A 16,872-nucleotide genomic window follows, 5' to 3' on the forward strand; every position below is an offset into this window, starting at 1 on the left:
GGGCCGGGTGGGTGGCCGCAAGGCCCTGGTCGTCGGGGCCGGTATCGGCGGCCTGACCGCGGCCGCCGCGCTGCGGGACGCCGGCTGGCAGGTCGAAGTCCACGAGCGGGCGACCGAGTTGCGGGCCGCCGGGTCCGGGCTCTCGGTGATGAGCAACGCCATCGGGGCGCTGCGGTCCATCGGGCTCGACCTGGGCCTGGAGAAGCGCGGTCAGGTGCTGGAGTCGTACCACGTCCGCACCGCTCGCGGCCGGCTGATCAGGGAGTTCCCGTTCCCCTCGATCATCCGCCGGCTGGGGGTGCCCAGTGTGCTGATCACCCGGTCCACCCTTCAGCAGGCCCTGCTGGAGGCCGCCGAGGGGATACCGGTCCATCTGGGCTCCGCCGCCCAGGACTTCACCACCGACCCCGCCACCGGCCGGGTCACCGTACGGTTCACCGGCGGCCGGGAGGCCGAGGGGGACGTGCTGATCGGGGCGGACGGCTTCCAGTCAGCGATCCGGCGCCAGTTGGTCGGCCCGGAGCACTCCCGGGACAGCGGCTACATCGTCTGGCTCGCCCTGACGCCGTTCAGCCACCCGCGCTTCACCCCCGGCTCGGTCACCCACTACTGGGGCAGCGGCCAGCGCTTCGGGCTGGTGGACATGGGCGACGGCCTCCTCTACTGGTGGGGCACGAAGAACATGCCGGCCGCCCGCTCGCACAACTGGCGGGGCGGCAAGGACGAGGTGGCGCGGGCCTTCGCCGGCTGGGCCGAGGAGGTGGAGCGGGCCATCGCCGTCACCCCGGAGCGGGACATCCTGGCGGTGCCCTCGCGCGACCGGGTCTTCCTGGAGCGCTGGGGCAGCGGCCCGGTCACCCTGCTGGGCGACGCCGCGCACCCGATGCTCACCAGCCTGGGCCAGGGGTCGGGGATGGCGATCGAGGACGCGGCCGTGCTCGCCCGCCGGCTGCGGGACGCCACCGACATCCCGGCGGCGCTGCGGGCGTACGAGGACGAGCGCCGCGAGCGTACCCGGGCGATGGTGGCCTCCTCCCGCTCGGTCAGCGACTTCGAGCAGTCGGAGAACCCGGTGCGCCGCCCGGTGCGGGACGCCTACTTCCGCTTCATGCCGGACCGGAAGCTGACCGCCACCCTGGAACAGGCGCTCACCTTCACCCCGGAGCCGCCCGCAGGACCGGCCGCGCTCGCGGGTTCGGCCGCGCTCGCGGGTTCGGTGGCGGGTTCGGGTTCGGGTTCGGTGGCGGAGGGGGTCCGATGAGCGGCACGAGCAGCACGAGCAGCACGAGCAGCACGAGCAGCACCACGAGTGTGCCGACGGCAGCAGCACCGGACTCCGGCGCCCGGACCGCCCCGGCGGCCGGCCCCCGGACCGCCGCGCCCGTCCCGTACGGCCGCGCGGTGCTGGTCACCGGGGCCTCCACCGGGCTCGGCCGGGCCGCCGCGCTCCATCTGGAGCGGGCCGGCTTCGAGGTGTTCGCCGGGGTGCGCCGGGAGGCCGACGGCGAGGAGCTCGCCGGGGCGGCCGCGTACGGCCGGGTCGAGGCGGTACGGATCGACGTCACCGACGCGGAGTCCGTCGGCGCGGCGGCCGAGCGCGTCGCCGAGCGGCTGGGCGCCGGCCGGGCCCTGTGGGGCCTGGTCAACAACGCCGGCGTGTGCGTGTCGGCGCCGCTGGAGTGCGTACCGGCGGACCGGCTGCGCTGGCAGCTGGAGACCAATGTGGTGGGCCAGCTCGCCGTCACCCAGGCGTTCCTGCCCCAACTGCGGCGCTCCCGGGGCCGGATCGTCAATGTGACCTCCGGCCTGGGCACGGTGGCGCTCCCCTATCTGGGCGCGTACGCCTCCGCCCAGTACGCCAAGGAGGCGCTGAGCGATGTGCTCCGCCGCGAGCTGCGCGGCTTCGGGGTGTCGGTGAGCGTCGTGCAGCCGGGCGCCATCAAGACGCCGATCTGGGGCAAGGTGGGCGAGGTGGCCCGGGAGGCGCTGAGCCACACCGACAGCCAGGTGGCCGCCCTCTACCGGGCCCGGTTCGAACAGTTCCTGGCCGCCAACGAGCGGGGTGCCGAGGAGAGCCGGACCACCCCGGAGGACATGGCCCGCGCCGTGGCCCGCGCGCTCACCGAGACGCGGCCCCGGGCCCGCTACCGGGTGGGCGCCGATGTCCGCAGGCTGGCGGTGCTGGCCCGGCTGCTGCCGGACCCGCTGCTGGACCGGTACCTCCGCCCGCTGACCGGCTGACCGACTGACGGCCTCCGGGGGGCGGTCGGGGCCGCCCGTCCCCCGCCCCCCGGAGCACCTGGACCCCCGCACACACCGGCCCGTCCGACGGTCTCCCCGCCGGACGGGCCGGTGTGTGTGCGCGGGTGCGGTCAGGGGGTGGCGTGCACGGCCGGGCGGGGGGCGGCCGCGGCGGTGCGTGCCAGAAAGTCCGTGATCAACGCGGCCCAGGCGTCCGGTCGTTCCGCCGCGATGGCGTGACCGCAGTCCAGGGTGGCCAGCTCGGCGCCGGGGATGCCGTCGGCCAGTTCCCGGGAGTGGGCCGGGGTGGTCAGGACGTCCTCCAGCGGCGAGACCACCAGCGTGGGCACCCGGATCGCCGCCAGGTCCCCCGTCACATCGATGGTGGTGAAGAGGTCCAGCTGCCGGTCCGTCCCCGGCGGCAGACCGGCCGCGAAGAGGGCGAGCTGCTCCTCCAGTTCCTCCGGGGAGCGCTCGTCCAGCCAGCTGGCGCCGCCGACCACCAGGGAGAGATAGGCGGCCAGCGTCCGGCTGTCGTCCGTCCGGCCGAGCGCCCGCCAGACGTCGACGACCAGCCGCAGCCGGGCGTTGGGCCGGGCGAAGCCGGAGGACAGGACGAGGGCGGTCACTCGCTCGGGGTGCCGTACCGCCGCCCGGACGGCGACGGTCGTCCCCATCGAGAAGCCCGACACGGCGAAGGTCTCCGCGCCCGCCCGTACCCCGGCCGCCACCACCTGGTCGGCCAGCGCGTCCAGGGACAGCGGGGCGTCCGGGAGCGGGGTGTCGCCGGAGCCGGGATAGTCCGGGCCGATGACCGTGTGCCGACGGGCCAGCTCGTCCAGGACGGGGCCGTAGCTGTCCCGCACGTCGCTGCCGGCGCCGTGCGCCAGGACCAGGGCCGGACCCGAGCCCAGGACCAGCGGGGCGGGCGAGCTGTACTGAGAGGTCGTCATCCGCGCACGCTAACCGGGCGCCCGGCCGCCCCGGTGGGCGTTCCGTCGGTTTCACTGCGGTATGCCCGGCCCCGCTACTCGAACGAGTAGCCGCACCCGCCCGGACGTGCGGGCCGCCCCGGGACGGATGGCCGCCGTACGCCCCGGACCGCGTGGCGGGACCGTACGGCGGGAGTCCGCCCGTCCCGGGACGTACGGCGCGGACCGTACGGCGGTACGACGGGGTCGGCCCGCTCCCCTCGGGGGCCCGGAGCGGGCCGGCCGCCGGTCCCGGTGCGGGTGCCGCCTCAGCGGCGGAAGACGGACGGGTCCAGGGAGACCAGCCGCTTCACCGGGCCCGGCACGAACGCGCCCCGGTCCTCCCGCTCCTCCACCGCCCGCAGCGCCGCGAGGGCCGCCCGGGAGCCGGCGTACCGTACCGGCTCGCCCGGTATCGCGCCGCCCGGGGTACGGGCGAAGGCCGACCCGGACCACTCGTCGTCGGTGCCCAGCACCAGCGAGGCCAGTACCTTGGCCATCAGTTTGGAGGGGCCCACGCCGTCACCGGAGTAGCCGGTGGCGTAGCAGACGCCCGGCACCGAGCGCAGTCGGCCGGCGAACGGCACCGAGGTCACCGCGTACTCGACCGGCGCGGTCCACATCGTGTCCACCGGCACGTCCCGCAGCTCCGGGAAGAGGCGCAGGAACTGGCGGCGCACCTCGCCGGGGCGCAGGGCGCCGCCCCACATGGTGCTCGCGCCCGAGTTGCCGGGGGCCAGGCCGACCCCGCCCTTGCCGAAGACCAGCCGGCCGTCGGCGGTGGTGCGGTAGTAGTTCAGCCGCTTGCGGGCGTCGCAGACCGAGGTGGCGTCCCGCCAGCCGATCGCGGCGAGCCGGTCCGGCACCGGCACCGTCAGCACCGTGTCGCTGGCCACCGTGACCATCCGGTCGGCCAATTCCTCCAGTTGGCCCGCCCAGGCGTTGATCGCCAGCACCACCCGGTCGGCGCGGACCGTGGCGCGCGGGGTCACCGCCAGGGTGGCGCCGTTCTCCCGGCGGAGCCCGGTGAGCGGGGTGTGCTCATGGATCCGTACGCCCTGCTCCAGCGCCACCCGCCGCATACCGCGCACCAGTTTGGCGGGTTGCAGGGTGGCACAGTGCGGGTCGGCCACCCCGCCGTGGTGGGACGGGGTGCCGACCGCCCGGCGCGTCTCGTCCGGGCTCAGCTCGCGCAGCGGCTCCACCCCGGCCCGCGCCAGGTCTTCCAGGGTGGAGTTCCAGGCCCCGCGCTGGGCCTCGGACGAGGCCGCCCAGAGCCAGGGACCGCGCCGGTACTCGGCATCGATGCCGTGCTCGTCGACGAAGTCCAGGATCTCGTCCACGGCGCGTTCGGACGCCTCGCCCAGCCGGCGCGCCTCCGTGAGGTCGCTGATGGCGACCAGGCTGCTGAACCGGGCCCACATCGGCATCAGATAACCGGCGTTGGCGCCGCTGGCACCGCCGCCGCAGACATCGGCGTCGATCAGCACGATGTCGGTGCCGGGGGCCCGGCGCAGAATCTCCAGGGCGGTCCACAGACCGGTGTAACCGCCGCCGACCACGCACACGTCACAACGGGCGTCGCCCTCCAGCGCGGGCGACTTGCCGTCGTCGGGTTCGGCGGCGAAGGCGTCCCGGAGCCAGCCGGTCCGCCGCTCGGGGGCGGGCGCCTGGGCGGGCCAAGTGGTCGGGATGTCCAGCGCGTTCATCTGTCCCTCTCCATCTGCGTGTCCTCACGGTCTTTTCGGTCTTGAGTTCTTGACGGCTTGACGGCTTGACGGCTTTGGTGACTTCGCCGCCCTTGAGCCCTTGACGGTTTCAACGGCCTTGACGGCCTTGACGGTCCTGGTGGTCGTGACGGCCTCCGAGGTCTTCGGGCTCTTCAGGGCAAGGGAACGGCTCAGGGGCGGCGGCGCCGGCCGCGCGGAACGGGCCGGCGGCCGGTGGCGGACGGGGGTAACGGGGCAGCGGGAGTCGCCGGGCCGGCGGGGGCGCGGGGTGCGGGGGCGGCGGGCGCGGGGGCCGCGGCGGTGGGGGCGGGGGGAGAGGCGAGCGGGGCCAGCAGGGCGGGGGCGAGCGGGGCGCCGGGGCGGCTCCCCGGACCGGCGCCCGGGACGGCGGGGGCGCCGGCCGGCGGGCGGTGGTGTTCCGCGACCGCCCGGAGCAGGTCGATACGCGAGTTCACCCCGTAGCCCTTGAAGAGCCGGCGCAGGTGGTAGTTCACCGTGTGCGGAGAGAGCCCCAGCCGGGTGGCCATCTGGCGGTTGGTCAGCCCCTCGGAGACCAGCAGCACCAGCTCCCGCTGCTGCCCGCTGAGCCGGGGACCCCGGGGCGGGGCCGCGCTCTCCGCCGGTACGACGCCCGGGTACGCCTCCGCTGCCGCCGCTCCCCCGTCGCCGGGTCTCTCGCCGTTCCCCTGGCGCACCGGGTCCCGGGGTACCGGCTCCACTCCCGCTCCTACCGCGTCCGCTGGGCCCGGCCGGCCCGCCGAACTCGGCTCCGTCACCGGCCGGGCGCCGCCGAAGCGCTGGGCGTCCCAGGGGCCGGGGCCGTACCCGTCCGCCGCCCCGGGGCCGTACCCGGGCACCGCACCCGGGCCGTACGCGGGTGCCGCGACGGCCCAGGGGGCGCCCTCGCCGCCCGGCTCCCGGAGGTCCGCCGGGGCGTGCGGGCCCGGCCGGGCGGCGCCGGGCGCGCGCAGCAGGGCGACCTCCTGGTGCAGCACCCGCTTGAGCGCGTCCGGCACCACCTCCTGGACGGCGTGGCGCATCAGGGCGCTGTGGAAGACGAGCCGGTCGGCGGAGTGCCGTACGACCCCCGTGGCGCACGCCTCCTCCATGACCGGCAGCAGCGCGGAGAGCGGGCGGCCCAGCATGGCGGACAGCTCGGTGTACTCCACCTCGGCGCCCAGCACGGCCGCCACGCTCAGAAACTGCCGGCACTCCCGGGAGTACTGGCCGAGCGTCGCGCGCACCCGGGCCCGCACGCGGTCCGGCAGCCGGGCGCCGGTCAGTTCGGCCTCGGCGCCGTCGGTGCGGATGGTGCCCTCCTCCCGCATGCCGATCAGCAGTTCGGTGAGCATCCGGGGATGGCCGCCGGCCCGCTCCACCAGCCGGGCCACCGCGGGCCCGGGCGGCACCCCCAGTACGTCCGCCGCCAGTTGCAGCGCGGCGACCGGCCCGAGCGGGCCCAGCACCAGGCGCTCGTACCGGCGGCGCGGGTCCGACAGCAGGGCGCCGCGCCGGTCCTGGCCGGTGTCGGTACGGCGCGCCGCCAGCCAGACCACCCGGTCGCGGTGGACGCCGTACCGGGCGAACGGCCCGCCGACGGCACCGGCCCCCGGGTCCAGATGCTGGAACTCGTCCAGCACCACGAGCACCGGCTCGCCCGGGACGCGATGGGCGGCACCGGTCGGCCCCCGGCGCCCGGACGCCCCGGCCCCCCGGAGCCCGGCGGCGGCGCGGGAAACCGGGCGGGCACCGGCCGGCCCGGCCACGGCGTAGCCCAGCCGCTCGGCCAGCTCCATGGCGGCGCGCAGCAACTGGGTCTTGCCGTAGCCCGGCGGGGCCTCGACCACGATCAGGGCCGTACCGCCCCGGCGGGTGGCGTCCAACACGGCGCCCAGCCGGTCCAGTTCGCACCGGCGGCCGCGCAGCGGGGTATCGCGAGGAGGAGCGAGTGTCGAGAGCATACGGGTGCACTCCCTGAAGGGTCAGGCCGAAGGGGACAGGACAATCACGGAGGAGCGAGCAGCGAGAAGAGCGAGAAGGGCTGACGGAGGAGCGAGCGGCAGCACACGAGCGACCAGCGGAACGGGACGGAGAGAGGCCGGAGCAGGGACCGGACGAGCGCCGGACAAGAGCCGGTACGCGGGCCGGGACGAAGGTCGGCAGGAGGACCGGAACGGGGATCGGGGCAGCCACCCGGCGAGAACGCCCGGCAGACACCCACGGACCCCACAGGCCCCGCGGGCACCGGCAGACATCCACGGACCCCACGGGCCCCGCGGGCACCGGCGGAAACCGACGGACATCAGCAGACATCGGCCGGCCGAAACCGTCGAAAGCGATCCCGCAGTACGGCAACCCGGCGGACCGGCGGCCACGCACCACGGCCGACCCCTACCACGGCCGACCGGCACCACGGCCACGTGCCGGCCCACCGGCCCACCGGCCCACCACCCCGCCGGACCACCCCACCAAGGTTCACTGCCGACCTGCCGGAGTCCCCCGGCAAGTCGCCGGGCCCGCTACCCGGGATCCCGCCGGGCGGCGGGCTCAGCCCGAGGCGCGGTGGCGGCGGACTCCCACGGTGTGGAACCGGCCCGTCACAAAGGCGGCGTCACAGTAGACCGCGCCGGCCGCCGGGTTCATGCCCGTGCCGTGCAGGTCGGAGTAGACGGCGGACTGGGTGATGTACCACTGCCCCATCAGATTGAAGGAGAGCATGACCCCGGCCTCCGCGCAGGCGGCCTCCAGCGCCGCCTCGACCTCCGGGGAGGTGGTCCAGGCGCCGGCCGAGAGGGCGCCCCGCTCCCGGGCGGTACACGCCAGCAGCTCGACACCCGCGGCGGCCGAGTCCACGGCGACCGCGAAGTGCACCGGGCCCAGCCATTCGGCGGACAAGGTGGCCAGGTCCTCCGGGCGGGCGGCGTCCAGCACCACCACGGCGGGGGTGCGCACCACCGCGTCCGGGTGGTCGGGGTGGGCGACGGCGCGCGGGGCCACGGCCACCTCTCCGAGCGCGCCCGACGCGGCCTTCTCCACTCGGGCCAGCACCTCGGGCGAGAGCAGGGCGCCGAGGACGGAGACCGCGGCGGCATCGTCCGCGAGCAGCTCCGCCAGCGCGCCGCCGAGGTCCGCCACCACCTGGCGGAAGGACTTGTGCCCCGCGTCGGTGGCGATGCCGTCCCGGGGGATCAGCAGATTCTGCGGGCTGGTGCAGAGCTGACCGCTGTAGAGGGCGAGCCCGAAGGCCAGATTGGCCAGCATGCCCCGGTAGTCGTCGGTGGATTCGACCAGCAGGCTGTTGACGGCCGAGGTGCTGGTGAACACCCTCGCCTGGGTGGCATTTCGGCGCAGCCAGTCACCGAAGGCGGTGGTGCCCGCGTAGTCCACGATCCGTACGTCGGGGTGGACCGCGAGCCGGCGGGCCAGTCCCTCGCCGGGCCGTTCCGGAGCCAGGCACACCAGATTGGGGTCGAAGCCGGCCTCGGCCAGCACCTCCCGGGCGGTGCGTACGGTCAGTGCCAGCGGCAGCACGGCACGCGGGTGCGGTTTGACCAGGACGGGGTTGCCGGTCGCCAGCGAGGCGAACAGACCCGGATAGCCGTTCCACGCGGGGAAGACGCTGTTGCCGATCAACAGCGACACTCCGCGCGGCCGGAGGGTGAACGTCTTGTCCAGCACGAAGGGTTCGCCGTCCGGCATCGGTTTGCTCCACACGAAGGAGCCGGGCAGCCGGGTCTGTTCCTCCACTGCCTGAGCCACGGCTTCGAGTCCCCGGTCCTGGGCGTGTACGGCTCCGGCGTGGAAGGCCATGACCGGGTTGTGGCCGCTGGTGTGCTCGGCGGCGAGGGCGAACTCGTGCGAGGCGGCGTTGATCCGGGCCAGGATCTCCGCGCAGACGGCGGCCCGTGCCGTCACCCCCGCCTCCCGCCACGCCGGCATGGCCTCCCGCATGGCCGGGAGCAGCGTGTCGGGGTCGTGGTGCGGGTAGGCGATCGCCAGTTCGGGTCCGTACGGCGACCGCTCGCCGCCGTCGGCGGGGGCCGGCCCGACGAGGCCGTCCCGCCCCGGCTGGCCGAGGTCGAGGACCTGTCCGCGCAGCGCCGCGAGGGCGGCCCGGGCGCCGGCCGCGGCACCGGGGCCGTAGGCGTCGGTGTCCTCCGGGTAGGGCGACCAGTGCGCCCGGGTGCGCACGGTCTCCCGGGCCCGGTCGAGAGTCGGCCCGTGCCGGTGCGTCAACTCCCGCACGTAGGTTGCCGGATTCCGCCGCCCCCCGGCGGCGGTCACTGTGCCGGACGTTCCCATACCCGCGTTCCTCCCCCTGGTTCCCACGGTCACGTGGTCGCGCCCGAGTCACGCCTCAACCGCGTCTCGGTGGCGTCTCAATGGACTGAACGATGACCATTCATTCACAGCAAGGGGTGCACGAGGCAAGAGTTAATTTTAAATGTGCATAAACACGTAAAGTTCCAGCCATAATTTGACAGATACCCCGTGTCGCGAGTGACAGCACACCGGGCCGCCGTCCGGCAGGTGCCGGGAGCCGTTCGCAGGTCAGGCCGACGCGCCGGCAGGGCAGGGGGGAGCGGCCCGGTGGCCGACGGGGGAGTAACGGCCACCGGGCCGGACCGGCCGGTTCGCCGGCCGGTCGATCGGGCCGGCACACGGCCGGCCCGACGGCGGGGGGTTCGACTACAGGTTCGGGTTCGAAGGGGGCCGCCGACCGGCGGCCGGGGATCTCCGGGTATCGGAGCCCGGCCGCCCGGCCCGGCCCCCGGCTCAGCCCCCGGAGCCACCCCCGGAACCGGCGGGCGCGGCACCGGCGGGCGGCGTGGCGGCCACCGAGGGCACCCGCCCGAGCGCGGTGACCAGCAGGGCACCCAGCGCCAGCGCGCCGCCCAGCCACAGCACCGACCGGGTGCCGAAGCCGTCCACGACCCGGCCGCCCGCGAAGGCGCCCAGCGCGATGGCCCCGTTGAACACGCCCACGAACAGGGAGGTCACGCCCTCCCGGGCCTGCGGGGCGGCCAGCGCCAGCCAGGTCTGGGTGCTCACCGACACACCGCCGTAGGCCAGGCCCCACACCACCAGCAGGATCGCGGCGCCCGCCACGGACAGCCCGAGCAGCGGGACCAGCAGCACCGAGGCGGCCAGCGCCGCGCTGAGGAGGAGCAGGGTCCCGCGCACCGACCGGCCCACCCGGGCGCCGACCAGGAAGTTGCCCGCGATGCCGGCGATTCCGTACACCAGCAGCAGGGTGCCGATCATCGAGGCCCCGACCCCGGAGACGTCCTCCAGGATCGGCCGGACATAGGTGTACGCGGCGAAGTGGCCGGTCACCAGCAGGGCCACCACCGCGAGTCCGGTGGCCACCCGGGCGTTGCCGAACAGCCGCATCACCCCGCCCAGCGCGACCGCCTCCTCGGCGGGCAGCGGAGGCAGCAGTACGGCCATGGCGGCGGTGACCACCAGCGCAAGACCGGCCACGGCGAGGAACGCCTCGCGCCAGCCCGCCAGTTCACCGATGTACGCGCCGGCCGGCACACCGAGCACCGAGGCGATGGCGATACCGCTGAAGATCATGGAGGTCGCCGGTCCGGCGGACTTGGCCGGAACCAGCCGCATCCCCAGACCGCCCGCGAGCGACCAGACGCCGCCCATGCCGATGCCGATCAGCACCCGGGCCACCATCATGACCGCGAAGTTGGGCGACCAGGCGGCCAGCACATTGGCCGCCGCCAGCAGCACCATCAGGGAACAGAGCACCAGCCGCCGGTCGATCCGGCCCACCGCCGAGGTGACCAGCGGCGCGGAGAAGGCGCCGACCAGACCGGTGACGGTCAGCGTCAGTCCGGCGGTGCCCTCGCTCACCCGGAGCGAGCCGCTGATCGGTGTGAGCAGGCCCACCGGCAGCATCTCCGACGTGACCACGGTGAAGGTGCCGGCCGCCACGGCCACCACCGCGGGCCACCCGCTCCTCGCGGATCTCCCCGGCGCGGGCGCCTGTACGGACAGGTCGTCAACTTTTGCCATGGCTCAAGCCAACTCCGGGGCCCGGACGGGAACAAGCGCGAAGTTCTCATGCTTCCATGAGGTGAGCTAATCGAACGACGGCGTGACCGCGCGTACGGCCGGCGCGGGACCCGCCACTGGGGAGGGGCACCACCATGGCAGTCACCGGCCCGGAGACCACCGGCACCGCCGGCACCGTCCGCACCACCACCGGCACCACCGCCGGCACCACCGCCGGGATCACCCGCACCGCCGCCGGCACCCCCCGCACCACCGGCGGGGAGCACACACCGGCGGGCACCGTGGAGATCCGGGAGCTGGAGTGCTTCCTGGTCCTGGCGGAGGAACTGCACTTCGGGCGGACCGGACAGCGGCTGTACGTCTCCCAGGGCCGGGTGAGCCAGCTGATCCGCGCCCTGGAACAGCGCATCGGCGCCCGGCTGGTGGACCGTACCAGCCGACGGGTCCAACTGACCCCGCTCGGCGCGGACTTCCTCGGCGCCCTGCGCCCTGCCTACACCGCCCTGCGCGCCACCGTCGAGAACGCCCGCGCGGCGGCCCTCGGGGTCAGCGGCCCGCTGCGGATCGGCTTCCAGGGTGTGTTCGGCTACGGATTCATGGATGTGGTCGGGGAGTTCGAGGAGCGGTATCCCGAATGCGCCACCCGGATCACCGAGTTGCCGCTCTCCGATCCCTTCGGCCCGCTGCACCGGGACGAGGTGGACACCGCCGTGGTGCTGCTGCCGGTCGAGGAGCCGGCGCTGGTGCTCGGTCCGGTCTTCTCCCGCCAGCCGCAGTATCTGGCGGTCTCCCGCCGCCATCCGTTCGCCGGCCGGCCGGTGGTGGACGCCGAGGAGCTGGCCGGCTCACCGCTCGTCGGGGTGGCCGCCCCGGCGCCGGAGTACTGGCGCGAGGTCCAGGCCCCCACCCGTACCCCCTCCGGCGCCCCGGTCCCCCCGGGCCCCGCGGTCGGCACCCTCCAGGAGGGCCTGTCCCTGGTGGCCGCCAACCGGGGCGTGATGCTGCTCTGCCACCCGACCACCGAGTACCACCACCGCCGCGACGTCGCCTATGTCCCCGTCACCGGCCTCCCCGAGTCCGCCCTCGGCCTGGTCTGGCGCGCCGACCGCGAGAACGCCCGCGTCCGCGCCTTCGCCGAAGCGGTGGCCGGGGCACTGGACTAGTCCGGTCAGGACACCCTGCCGCAGGTCGCCCGGGTCCGGGCCCCGGCGCGGTTCCGGGCGGCCAGGTCGGCGTTGAGGGCGGTGGCGAAGGCGCACCAGAGGGCGTACGGCACCAGGGCCCGGGCCGCCGTCCGGTCGGAGCGCGCGGTACGCCGGATCAGCTGCACGTTGCTCAGGTCGAGCAGCAGGGTCCCGAGCAGCCCGGCCCGGATGCTGCGGCGCCCGAAGAAGAGGTGGTTCCAGGCGGTGTCGAGCGCCAGGTTCACCGCGAGCGCGGCACCCAGGGACCGCCGCTCGCCCGGCGGCCGGGCCCGGAGCAGCGCATGGCCGGCCGCCCAGGCGATGCTCGCGTACAGCGGCGTCCACACCAGCCCGAACACCGGGGGCGGCGGCTGCCATGGCGGCTTGTCCAGGGAGCGGTACCAGTCGCTGTCCGGGTCCACCGCCCGCGCCCCGGCGACCGCCGAAGCCGCCACCGCCACGGCACCGGCCGCGTACGTCCGGTACGCCTCGCGTGCCCGATGCGCCCCGGGGACGCCCGGCCGGCCGGCCCGCCTCCGTACCGCCACTCCGGCACCTCCTCCGTGCAGCCCTGCGGTACGGGTGCCCCGCCCGGCCCGGCTCAGGCCCCCGGCAGGGGTACCCGGGCGCCCGCGCCGCCGCCCGGGCTCCTCACCGCCGCCGGGGGCGCGGGATGAGCGTCCGTACGGGGCCGGGGGCCGGGGCGCGGGCGCCGGACGGGTGCTCCGTGCCGCGCCGGGGGCCGGCCTCGGCCGGGTACTCCCAGACCGCGTCCAGCCGCCTGCCGTCCGGGGCGGCCGAGAAGGTCAGCCGGTCGGCACTGCACAGCGCCAGCCGGAGCCCGGGGACCCCGGCTCCCCCGCCGCGCGGCCGCGACCGGGCGGCGCTCCCGGACCCCTGCGGCCCCTCCGGTCGGTCCGCGTTCTCCGCGTCCTCCGTGCCGTCCGTGCCGTCCGCGCCTTCGATGCGTACGCGTACCAGCTCCCGCTCGGCCCATACGGCCAGCCGCCAGCCGCCGCTGTTCCGCTCGGCCTCACCGACCAGCTCTCCGACCACCAGCCGCACACCCTCCAGGTCGGCGGCGGGGCAGTGCTCACTCACGTACTCCCCGGTCAGCGCCCGGGCATCGGCCGTCGAGGCATCCTCCGAGTGCAGGGTCAACATCATGCAGTCGCCTCCTCACGTCCGGGAGCGGCTACCCGCACCCGGGCCGGAGAAGGGAGCCACACCCGCGATTCACCCTCCCGGGGGACCGAACAGGGCCCACTGGACCACGGAGTCCAGCCGGGCCACGGAGTCCAGCCGGACCACGGGGACCGGGGCCTGGCCACGAGGTCACCGGGCCACCACCGATCCCACCGGCGCGACTGCCTCCCGAGCCCACCGGCGCGGCAGGCCCCCGGGGCAGCGGCCGGCCCCCGGGGCGACGGAGTCCCCCCGGCAGCCACCCGGTCGCGGGAGACGACGCGACGTCGTGGGAAACGACAAGACAACGATCCCGTGTCCGTCCGCGCCGCCATCTACGCGCGTAGGCGAAGGAGCGCTAGGCTCGGGTGCGTACTGCACTCTTCCGGGACGCCGCCCGGACCCCCGGCAGAGACGGCCGGGTGACCTTCGCGAGGCGAGAGACTCTTGAACGCTATTGCCGATCCCCACGCCGCCGCCGACGAGGCCGCCGCGCGCCTGCGCGAGCTGACCGGCGCCGAGACCCACGACGTCGCCCTGGTGATGGGCTCCGGCTGGGCTCCGGCCGCCGACGCGCTGGGGACGCCCGAGGCCGAGTTCCCGGTGACCGAGCTGCCCGGCTTCCCGCCGCCGGCCGTGGAGGGCCACGGGGGCAAGATCCGCTCGTACCGGATCGGTGAGAAGCGCGCGCTGGTCTTCCTGGGCCGTACCCACTTCTACGAGGGCCGGGGCGTCGCCGCCGTCGCCCACGGGGTGCGCACCGCCGTGGCGGCCGGCTGCAAGACCGTCGTCCTGACCAACGGCTGCGGCGGGCTGCGCGAGGGCATGCGCCCCGGTCAGCCGGTGCTGATCAGCGACCACCTGAATCTGACGGCCGCCTCCCCGATCGTCGGCGCCAACTTCGTGGACCTCACCGACCTCTACTCGCCGCGGCTGCGGGCGCTCTGCAAGGAGGTGGACGCCACCCTGGAGGAGGGCGTCTACGTCCAGTTCCCCGGCCCGCACTACGAGACCCCGGCCGAGATCAACATGGTCCGGGTGCTCGGCGGCGACCTGGTCGGCATGTCCACCGTCCTGGAGGCCATCGCGGCCCGTGAGGCGGGTGCCGAGGTGCTCGGCATCTCCCTGGTCACCAACCTGGCGGCCGGCCTCTCGGGCGAGCCGCTCAACCACGAGGAGGTCCTCCAGGCCGGCCGTGACTCGGCGGCCCGGATGGGCGAGCTGCTCACCAAGGTGCTCAACCGCCTCTGAGCGGCCCCGCCCGCTCCCGTTCGCGCCCGGCCGCCGCAGGACCGGGCGCGTACGGAGGCCCGCACCCTCCCCCGGGCACGGAACCCGAGCACGGGACCCGGGTACGGAACCCGGGTACGGGACCCCGTACCGGATCCGTGCACGGATGTCGCCCGTACGGGCTCGTACGGGGGAGTCCCCGCGTACGAGCCCCGTCCCACCCCCCATCTGACCTGAGAGGCACAACACCGTGGCGCAGGAGCTGATCGCGCGGGCCCAGGCGTGGCTCGCCGAGGACCCGGACCCGGAGACCCGCGAGGAACTGGCCCGGCTGATCGAGTCGGCACAGGGCGCCGAGGGGACGGCCGAGCTGGCCGCCCGCTTCGCCGGCACGCTGCAGTTCGGCACCGCCGGGCTCCGTGGCGAGCTGGGCGCCGGGCCGATGCGGATGAACCGGTCCGTGGTGATCCGGGCCGCCGCCGGGCTCGCCGGCTACCTCAGGGCCAAGGGCCAGGCCGGCGGACTGGTGGTCATTGGCTACGACGCCCGCTACAAGTCGGCCGACTTCGCCCGGGACACCGCCGCCGTGATGACCGGCGCCGGGCTGCGGGCCGCCGTGCTGCCCCGCCCGCTGCCGACGCCCGTACTGGCCTTCGCCATACGGCATCTGGGCGCCGTCGCCGGTGTGGAGGTCACCGCCAGCCACAACCCGCCGCGCGACAACGGCTACAAGGTCTATCTGGGCGACGGCTCCCAGATCGTGCCGCCCGCCGACGGCGAGATCGCGGCCGAGATCGACGCGGTCGGCCCGCTGGCCGGGGTGGACCGCCCGGAGAGCGGCTGGGAGACCCTGGGCGACGAGGTGCTCCAGGCGTATCTGGAGCGCACCGACGCCGTGCTCGCCGCCGGTTCGCCGCGCACCGCGAAGGTGGTCTACACGGCCATGCACGGGGTCGGCAAGGACGTGGTGCTGGCCGCCTTCGAGCGGGCCGGCTTCCCCGCCCCGGTGCTGGTGGCCGAGCAGGCCGAGCCGGACCCGGCCTTCCCGACCGTGGCCTTCCCCAACCCGGAGGAGCCCGGCGCCATGGACCTGGCCTTCGCCACCGCGCGCGAGGCCCGGCCGGACATCGTGATCGCCAACGACCCGGACGCCGACCGCTGCGCCGTGGCCGTGCCCGACCCGGCGGCCGGGGGCGGCTGGCGGATGCTGCGCGGCGACGAGGTGGGCGCGCTGCTCGCCGCGCACCTGGTGCGCAAGGGCGCGACCGGGGTCTTCGCGGAGTCGATCGTCTCCTCCTCGCTCCTCGGCCGCATCGCGGAGGCGGCCGGGGCCGGGTACGAGGAGACCCTGACCGGCTTCAAGTGGATCGCCCGGGTGGACGGTCTGCGGTACGGCTACGAGGAGGCGCTCGGCTACTGCGTCGACCCCGAGGGCGTACGCGACAAGGACGGCGTGACGGCCGCGCTGCTCGTCACGGAGCTGGCCTCGGAGCTGAAGGAGCAGGGCCGTACCCTCTCCGACCTGCTGGACGAGCTGGCCGTCACCCACGGCCTGCACGCCACCGACCAGCTCTCGGTACGCGTCGAGGACCTGAGCGTCATCGCGGACGCCATGGCCCGGCTCCGCGAGCAGCCGCCGGCCGAGCTGGCCGGGCTGACCGTGGCGAGCGCCGAGGACCTGACCAAGGGCACGGCCGCGCTCCCGCCCACCGACGGCCTCCGCTACCACCTGGCGGGCGACTACCGGGCCCGGGTCATCGTCCGCCCCAGCGGCACCGAGCCCAAGCTCAAGTGCTATCTGGAGGTCGTCGTCCCGGTCGCCTCCCGGGACGGGCTGGCCGACGCCCGCGCCCGCGCCACCGGCGTCCTCACCGCCCTCAAGCGCGACCTGGCGGCAGCCGCCGGAATCTGACCCCGGGCAGCTCGCTTCTCGTACGGGCCCGTCAGGAGGACCTCCTCCCGGCGGGCCCGTACCCGTACCGGGCCCGTACGGGTACCGGGCCGCTCCCGGCCGGTTCAGGCGGTCGCGGCGGCGGCCCGGTCCAGGCGGCGGAGGGCCAGGAGGCCGCCGGCGCCCGGGAGGAGGGCGAGCAGCCGGACGGGGAGCGAGGCGCGGTCATGGCGCCGGACGGCGGCGACGGCGACCAGGTAGGCACAGCCGTGCAGCGGGCCCAACAGGGTGGCCAGGGCCGGGAGATGGACGGTGCACAGGTTGGCCGGCAGCAGGGCGAGGGAGACCAGCTCGGTGGCCGCGGCGACGCGGAGCAGTGGCAGGGGTTCCCGGGGGTTCGCAGGTTCCAC

General features: G+C 75.4%; 13 protein-coding genes. 5 read left to right on the forward strand and 8 right to left on the reverse strand.

All coding sequences use genetic code 11. The annotated features are described in order from the left end of the window. The first annotated feature begins 7 nt into the window (after window positions 1-7). Window positions 8-1,261: an FAD-dependent monooxygenase gene (locus NX801_RS02695; RefSeq protein ID WP_258785083.1), complete on the forward strand. Its 1,254-nt coding sequence runs from the start codon at window positions 8-10 to the stop codon at window positions 1,259-1,261. Next, the gene (locus tag NX801_RS02700) at window positions 1,258-2,241 is read left to right on the forward strand and encodes an SDR family NAD(P)-dependent oxidoreductase (RefSeq protein WP_258785084.1); all 984 of its coding nucleotides are present in this window, start codon (window positions 1,258-1,260) and stop codon (window positions 2,239-2,241) included. Before NX801_RS02695 ends, NX801_RS02700 begins: the two co-directional genes overlap by 4 nt. A 131-nt stretch (window positions 2,242-2,372) precedes the next feature. Here NX801_RS02700 and NX801_RS02705 read toward each other — a convergent pair whose 3' ends face one another. The 5 genes from NX801_RS02705 to NX801_RS02725 form a co-directional block, all read right to left on the reverse strand. Beyond that, the gene (locus NX801_RS02705) at window positions 2,373-3,194 is read right to left on the reverse strand and encodes an alpha/beta fold hydrolase (RefSeq protein ID WP_258785085.1); all 822 of its coding nucleotides are present in this window, start codon (window positions 3,192-3,194) and stop codon (window positions 2,373-2,375) included. Between the two features lie 287 nt (window positions 3,195-3,481). Further along, window positions 3,482-4,921: an NAD(P)/FAD-dependent oxidoreductase gene (locus NX801_RS02710; protein WP_258785086.1), complete on the reverse strand. Its 1,440-nt coding sequence runs from the start codon at window positions 4,919-4,921 to the stop codon at window positions 3,482-3,484. A 191-nt stretch (window positions 4,922-5,112) separates the two neighbouring features. Then, window positions 5,113-6,903 carry a LuxR C-terminal-related transcriptional regulator gene (locus NX801_RS30665; RefSeq protein ID WP_309505768.1) on the reverse strand — a complete coding sequence of 597 codons (1,791 nt, stop codon included), beginning with the start codon at window positions 6,901-6,903 and terminating at the stop codon, window positions 5,113-5,115. A gap of 586 nt (window positions 6,904-7,489) precedes the next feature. Then, entirely contained in the window at window positions 7,490-9,244 is a 1,755-nt protein-coding gene (gene paaN, locus NX801_RS02720) for a phenylacetic acid degradation protein PaaN (RefSeq protein ID WP_258785087.1), read from the reverse strand. Window positions 9,245-9,718: 474 nt separating this feature from the next. Beyond that, window positions 9,719-10,900: an MFS transporter gene (locus NX801_RS02725; protein WP_258785244.1), complete on the reverse strand. Its 1,182-nt coding sequence runs from the start codon at window positions 10,898-10,900 to the stop codon at window positions 9,719-9,721. Between the two features lie 206 nt (window positions 10,901-11,106). Here NX801_RS02725 and NX801_RS02730 point away from each other — a divergent pair, with 206 nt between their 5' ends. Further along, on the forward strand, window positions 11,107-12,135 hold the full coding sequence (locus tag NX801_RS02730) for a LysR family transcriptional regulator (RefSeq protein ID WP_258785088.1): 1,029 nt from the start codon (window positions 11,107-11,109) through the stop codon (window positions 12,133-12,135). 5 nt (window positions 12,136-12,140) lie between these two features. Here the strand turns inward: NX801_RS02730 and NX801_RS02735 are convergent, their stop codons facing one another. Together NX801_RS02735 and NX801_RS02740 are read right to left on the reverse strand one after the other, a co-directional pair. Next, complete coding sequence (locus tag NX801_RS02735; RefSeq protein WP_258785089.1) at window positions 12,141-12,704, reverse strand: TspO/MBR family protein; 564 nt, start codon at window positions 12,702-12,704, stop codon at window positions 12,141-12,143. 103 nt (window positions 12,705-12,807) lie between these two features. Then, window positions 12,808-13,323 (reverse strand): hypothetical protein, encoded by a 516-nt coding sequence (locus NX801_RS02740; RefSeq protein ID WP_258785090.1) that lies wholly within the window; start codon window positions 13,321-13,323, stop codon window positions 12,808-12,810. A gap of 465 nt (window positions 13,324-13,788) precedes the next feature. Here NX801_RS02740 and NX801_RS02745 point away from each other — a divergent pair, with 465 nt between their 5' ends. Both NX801_RS02745 and NX801_RS02750 read left to right on the forward strand, forming a co-directional pair. Continuing rightward, window positions 13,789-14,592, forward strand: a complete 804-nt coding sequence (locus NX801_RS02745) for a purine-nucleoside phosphorylase (RefSeq protein WP_258785091.1) — start codon at window positions 13,789-13,791, stop codon at window positions 14,590-14,592. Between the two features lie 229 nt (window positions 14,593-14,821). Further along, a complete protein-coding gene (locus tag NX801_RS02750) occupies window positions 14,822-16,483 on the forward strand; it encodes a phospho-sugar mutase (protein WP_258785092.1) in 1,662 nt (553 codons plus the stop codon). Window positions 16,484-16,587: 104 nt separating this feature from the next. Here the strand turns inward: NX801_RS02750 and NX801_RS02755 are convergent, their stop codons facing one another. Beyond that, window positions 16,588-16,872, reverse strand: a complete 285-nt coding sequence (locus NX801_RS02755) for a DUF3817 domain-containing protein (protein WP_258785093.1) — start codon at window positions 16,870-16,872, stop codon at window positions 16,588-16,590.

Origin of the sequence: Streptomyces pyxinae (assembly GCF_024756275.1) — a bacterium.
GTDB classification, from domain to species: domain Bacteria; phylum Actinomycetota; class Actinomycetes; order Streptomycetales; family Streptomycetaceae; genus Streptomyces; species Streptomyces pyxinae.

Bases quoted from the DNA above. Each gene is read 5' to 3' on its own strand.
- NX801_RS02740 (WP_258785090.1), bottom strand. From the start codon at position 13,323: ATGATGTTGACCCTGCACTCGGAGGATGCCTCGACGGCCGATGCCCGG.
- NX801_RS02700 (WP_258785084.1), top strand. From the start codon at position 1,258: ATGAGCGGCACGAGCAGCACGAGCAGCACGAGCAGCACGAGCAGCACC.
- paaN (WP_258785087.1), bottom strand. From the start codon at position 9,244: ATGGGAACGTCCGGCACAGTGACCGCCGCCGGGGGGCGGCGGAATCCG.
- NX801_RS30665 (WP_309505768.1), bottom strand. From the start codon at position 6,903: ATGCTCTCGACACTCGCTCCTCCTCGCGATACCCCGCTGCGCGGCCGC.
- NX801_RS02705 (WP_258785085.1), bottom strand. From the start codon at position 3,194: ATGACGACCTCTCAGTACAGCTCGCCCGCCCCGCTGGTCCTGGGCTCG.
- NX801_RS02730 (WP_258785088.1), top strand. From the start codon at position 11,107: ATGGCAGTCACCGGCCCGGAGACCACCGGCACCGCCGGCACCGTCCGC.
- NX801_RS02710 (WP_258785086.1), bottom strand. From the start codon at position 4,921: ATGAACGCGCTGGACATCCCGACCACTTGGCCCGCCCAGGCGCCCGCC.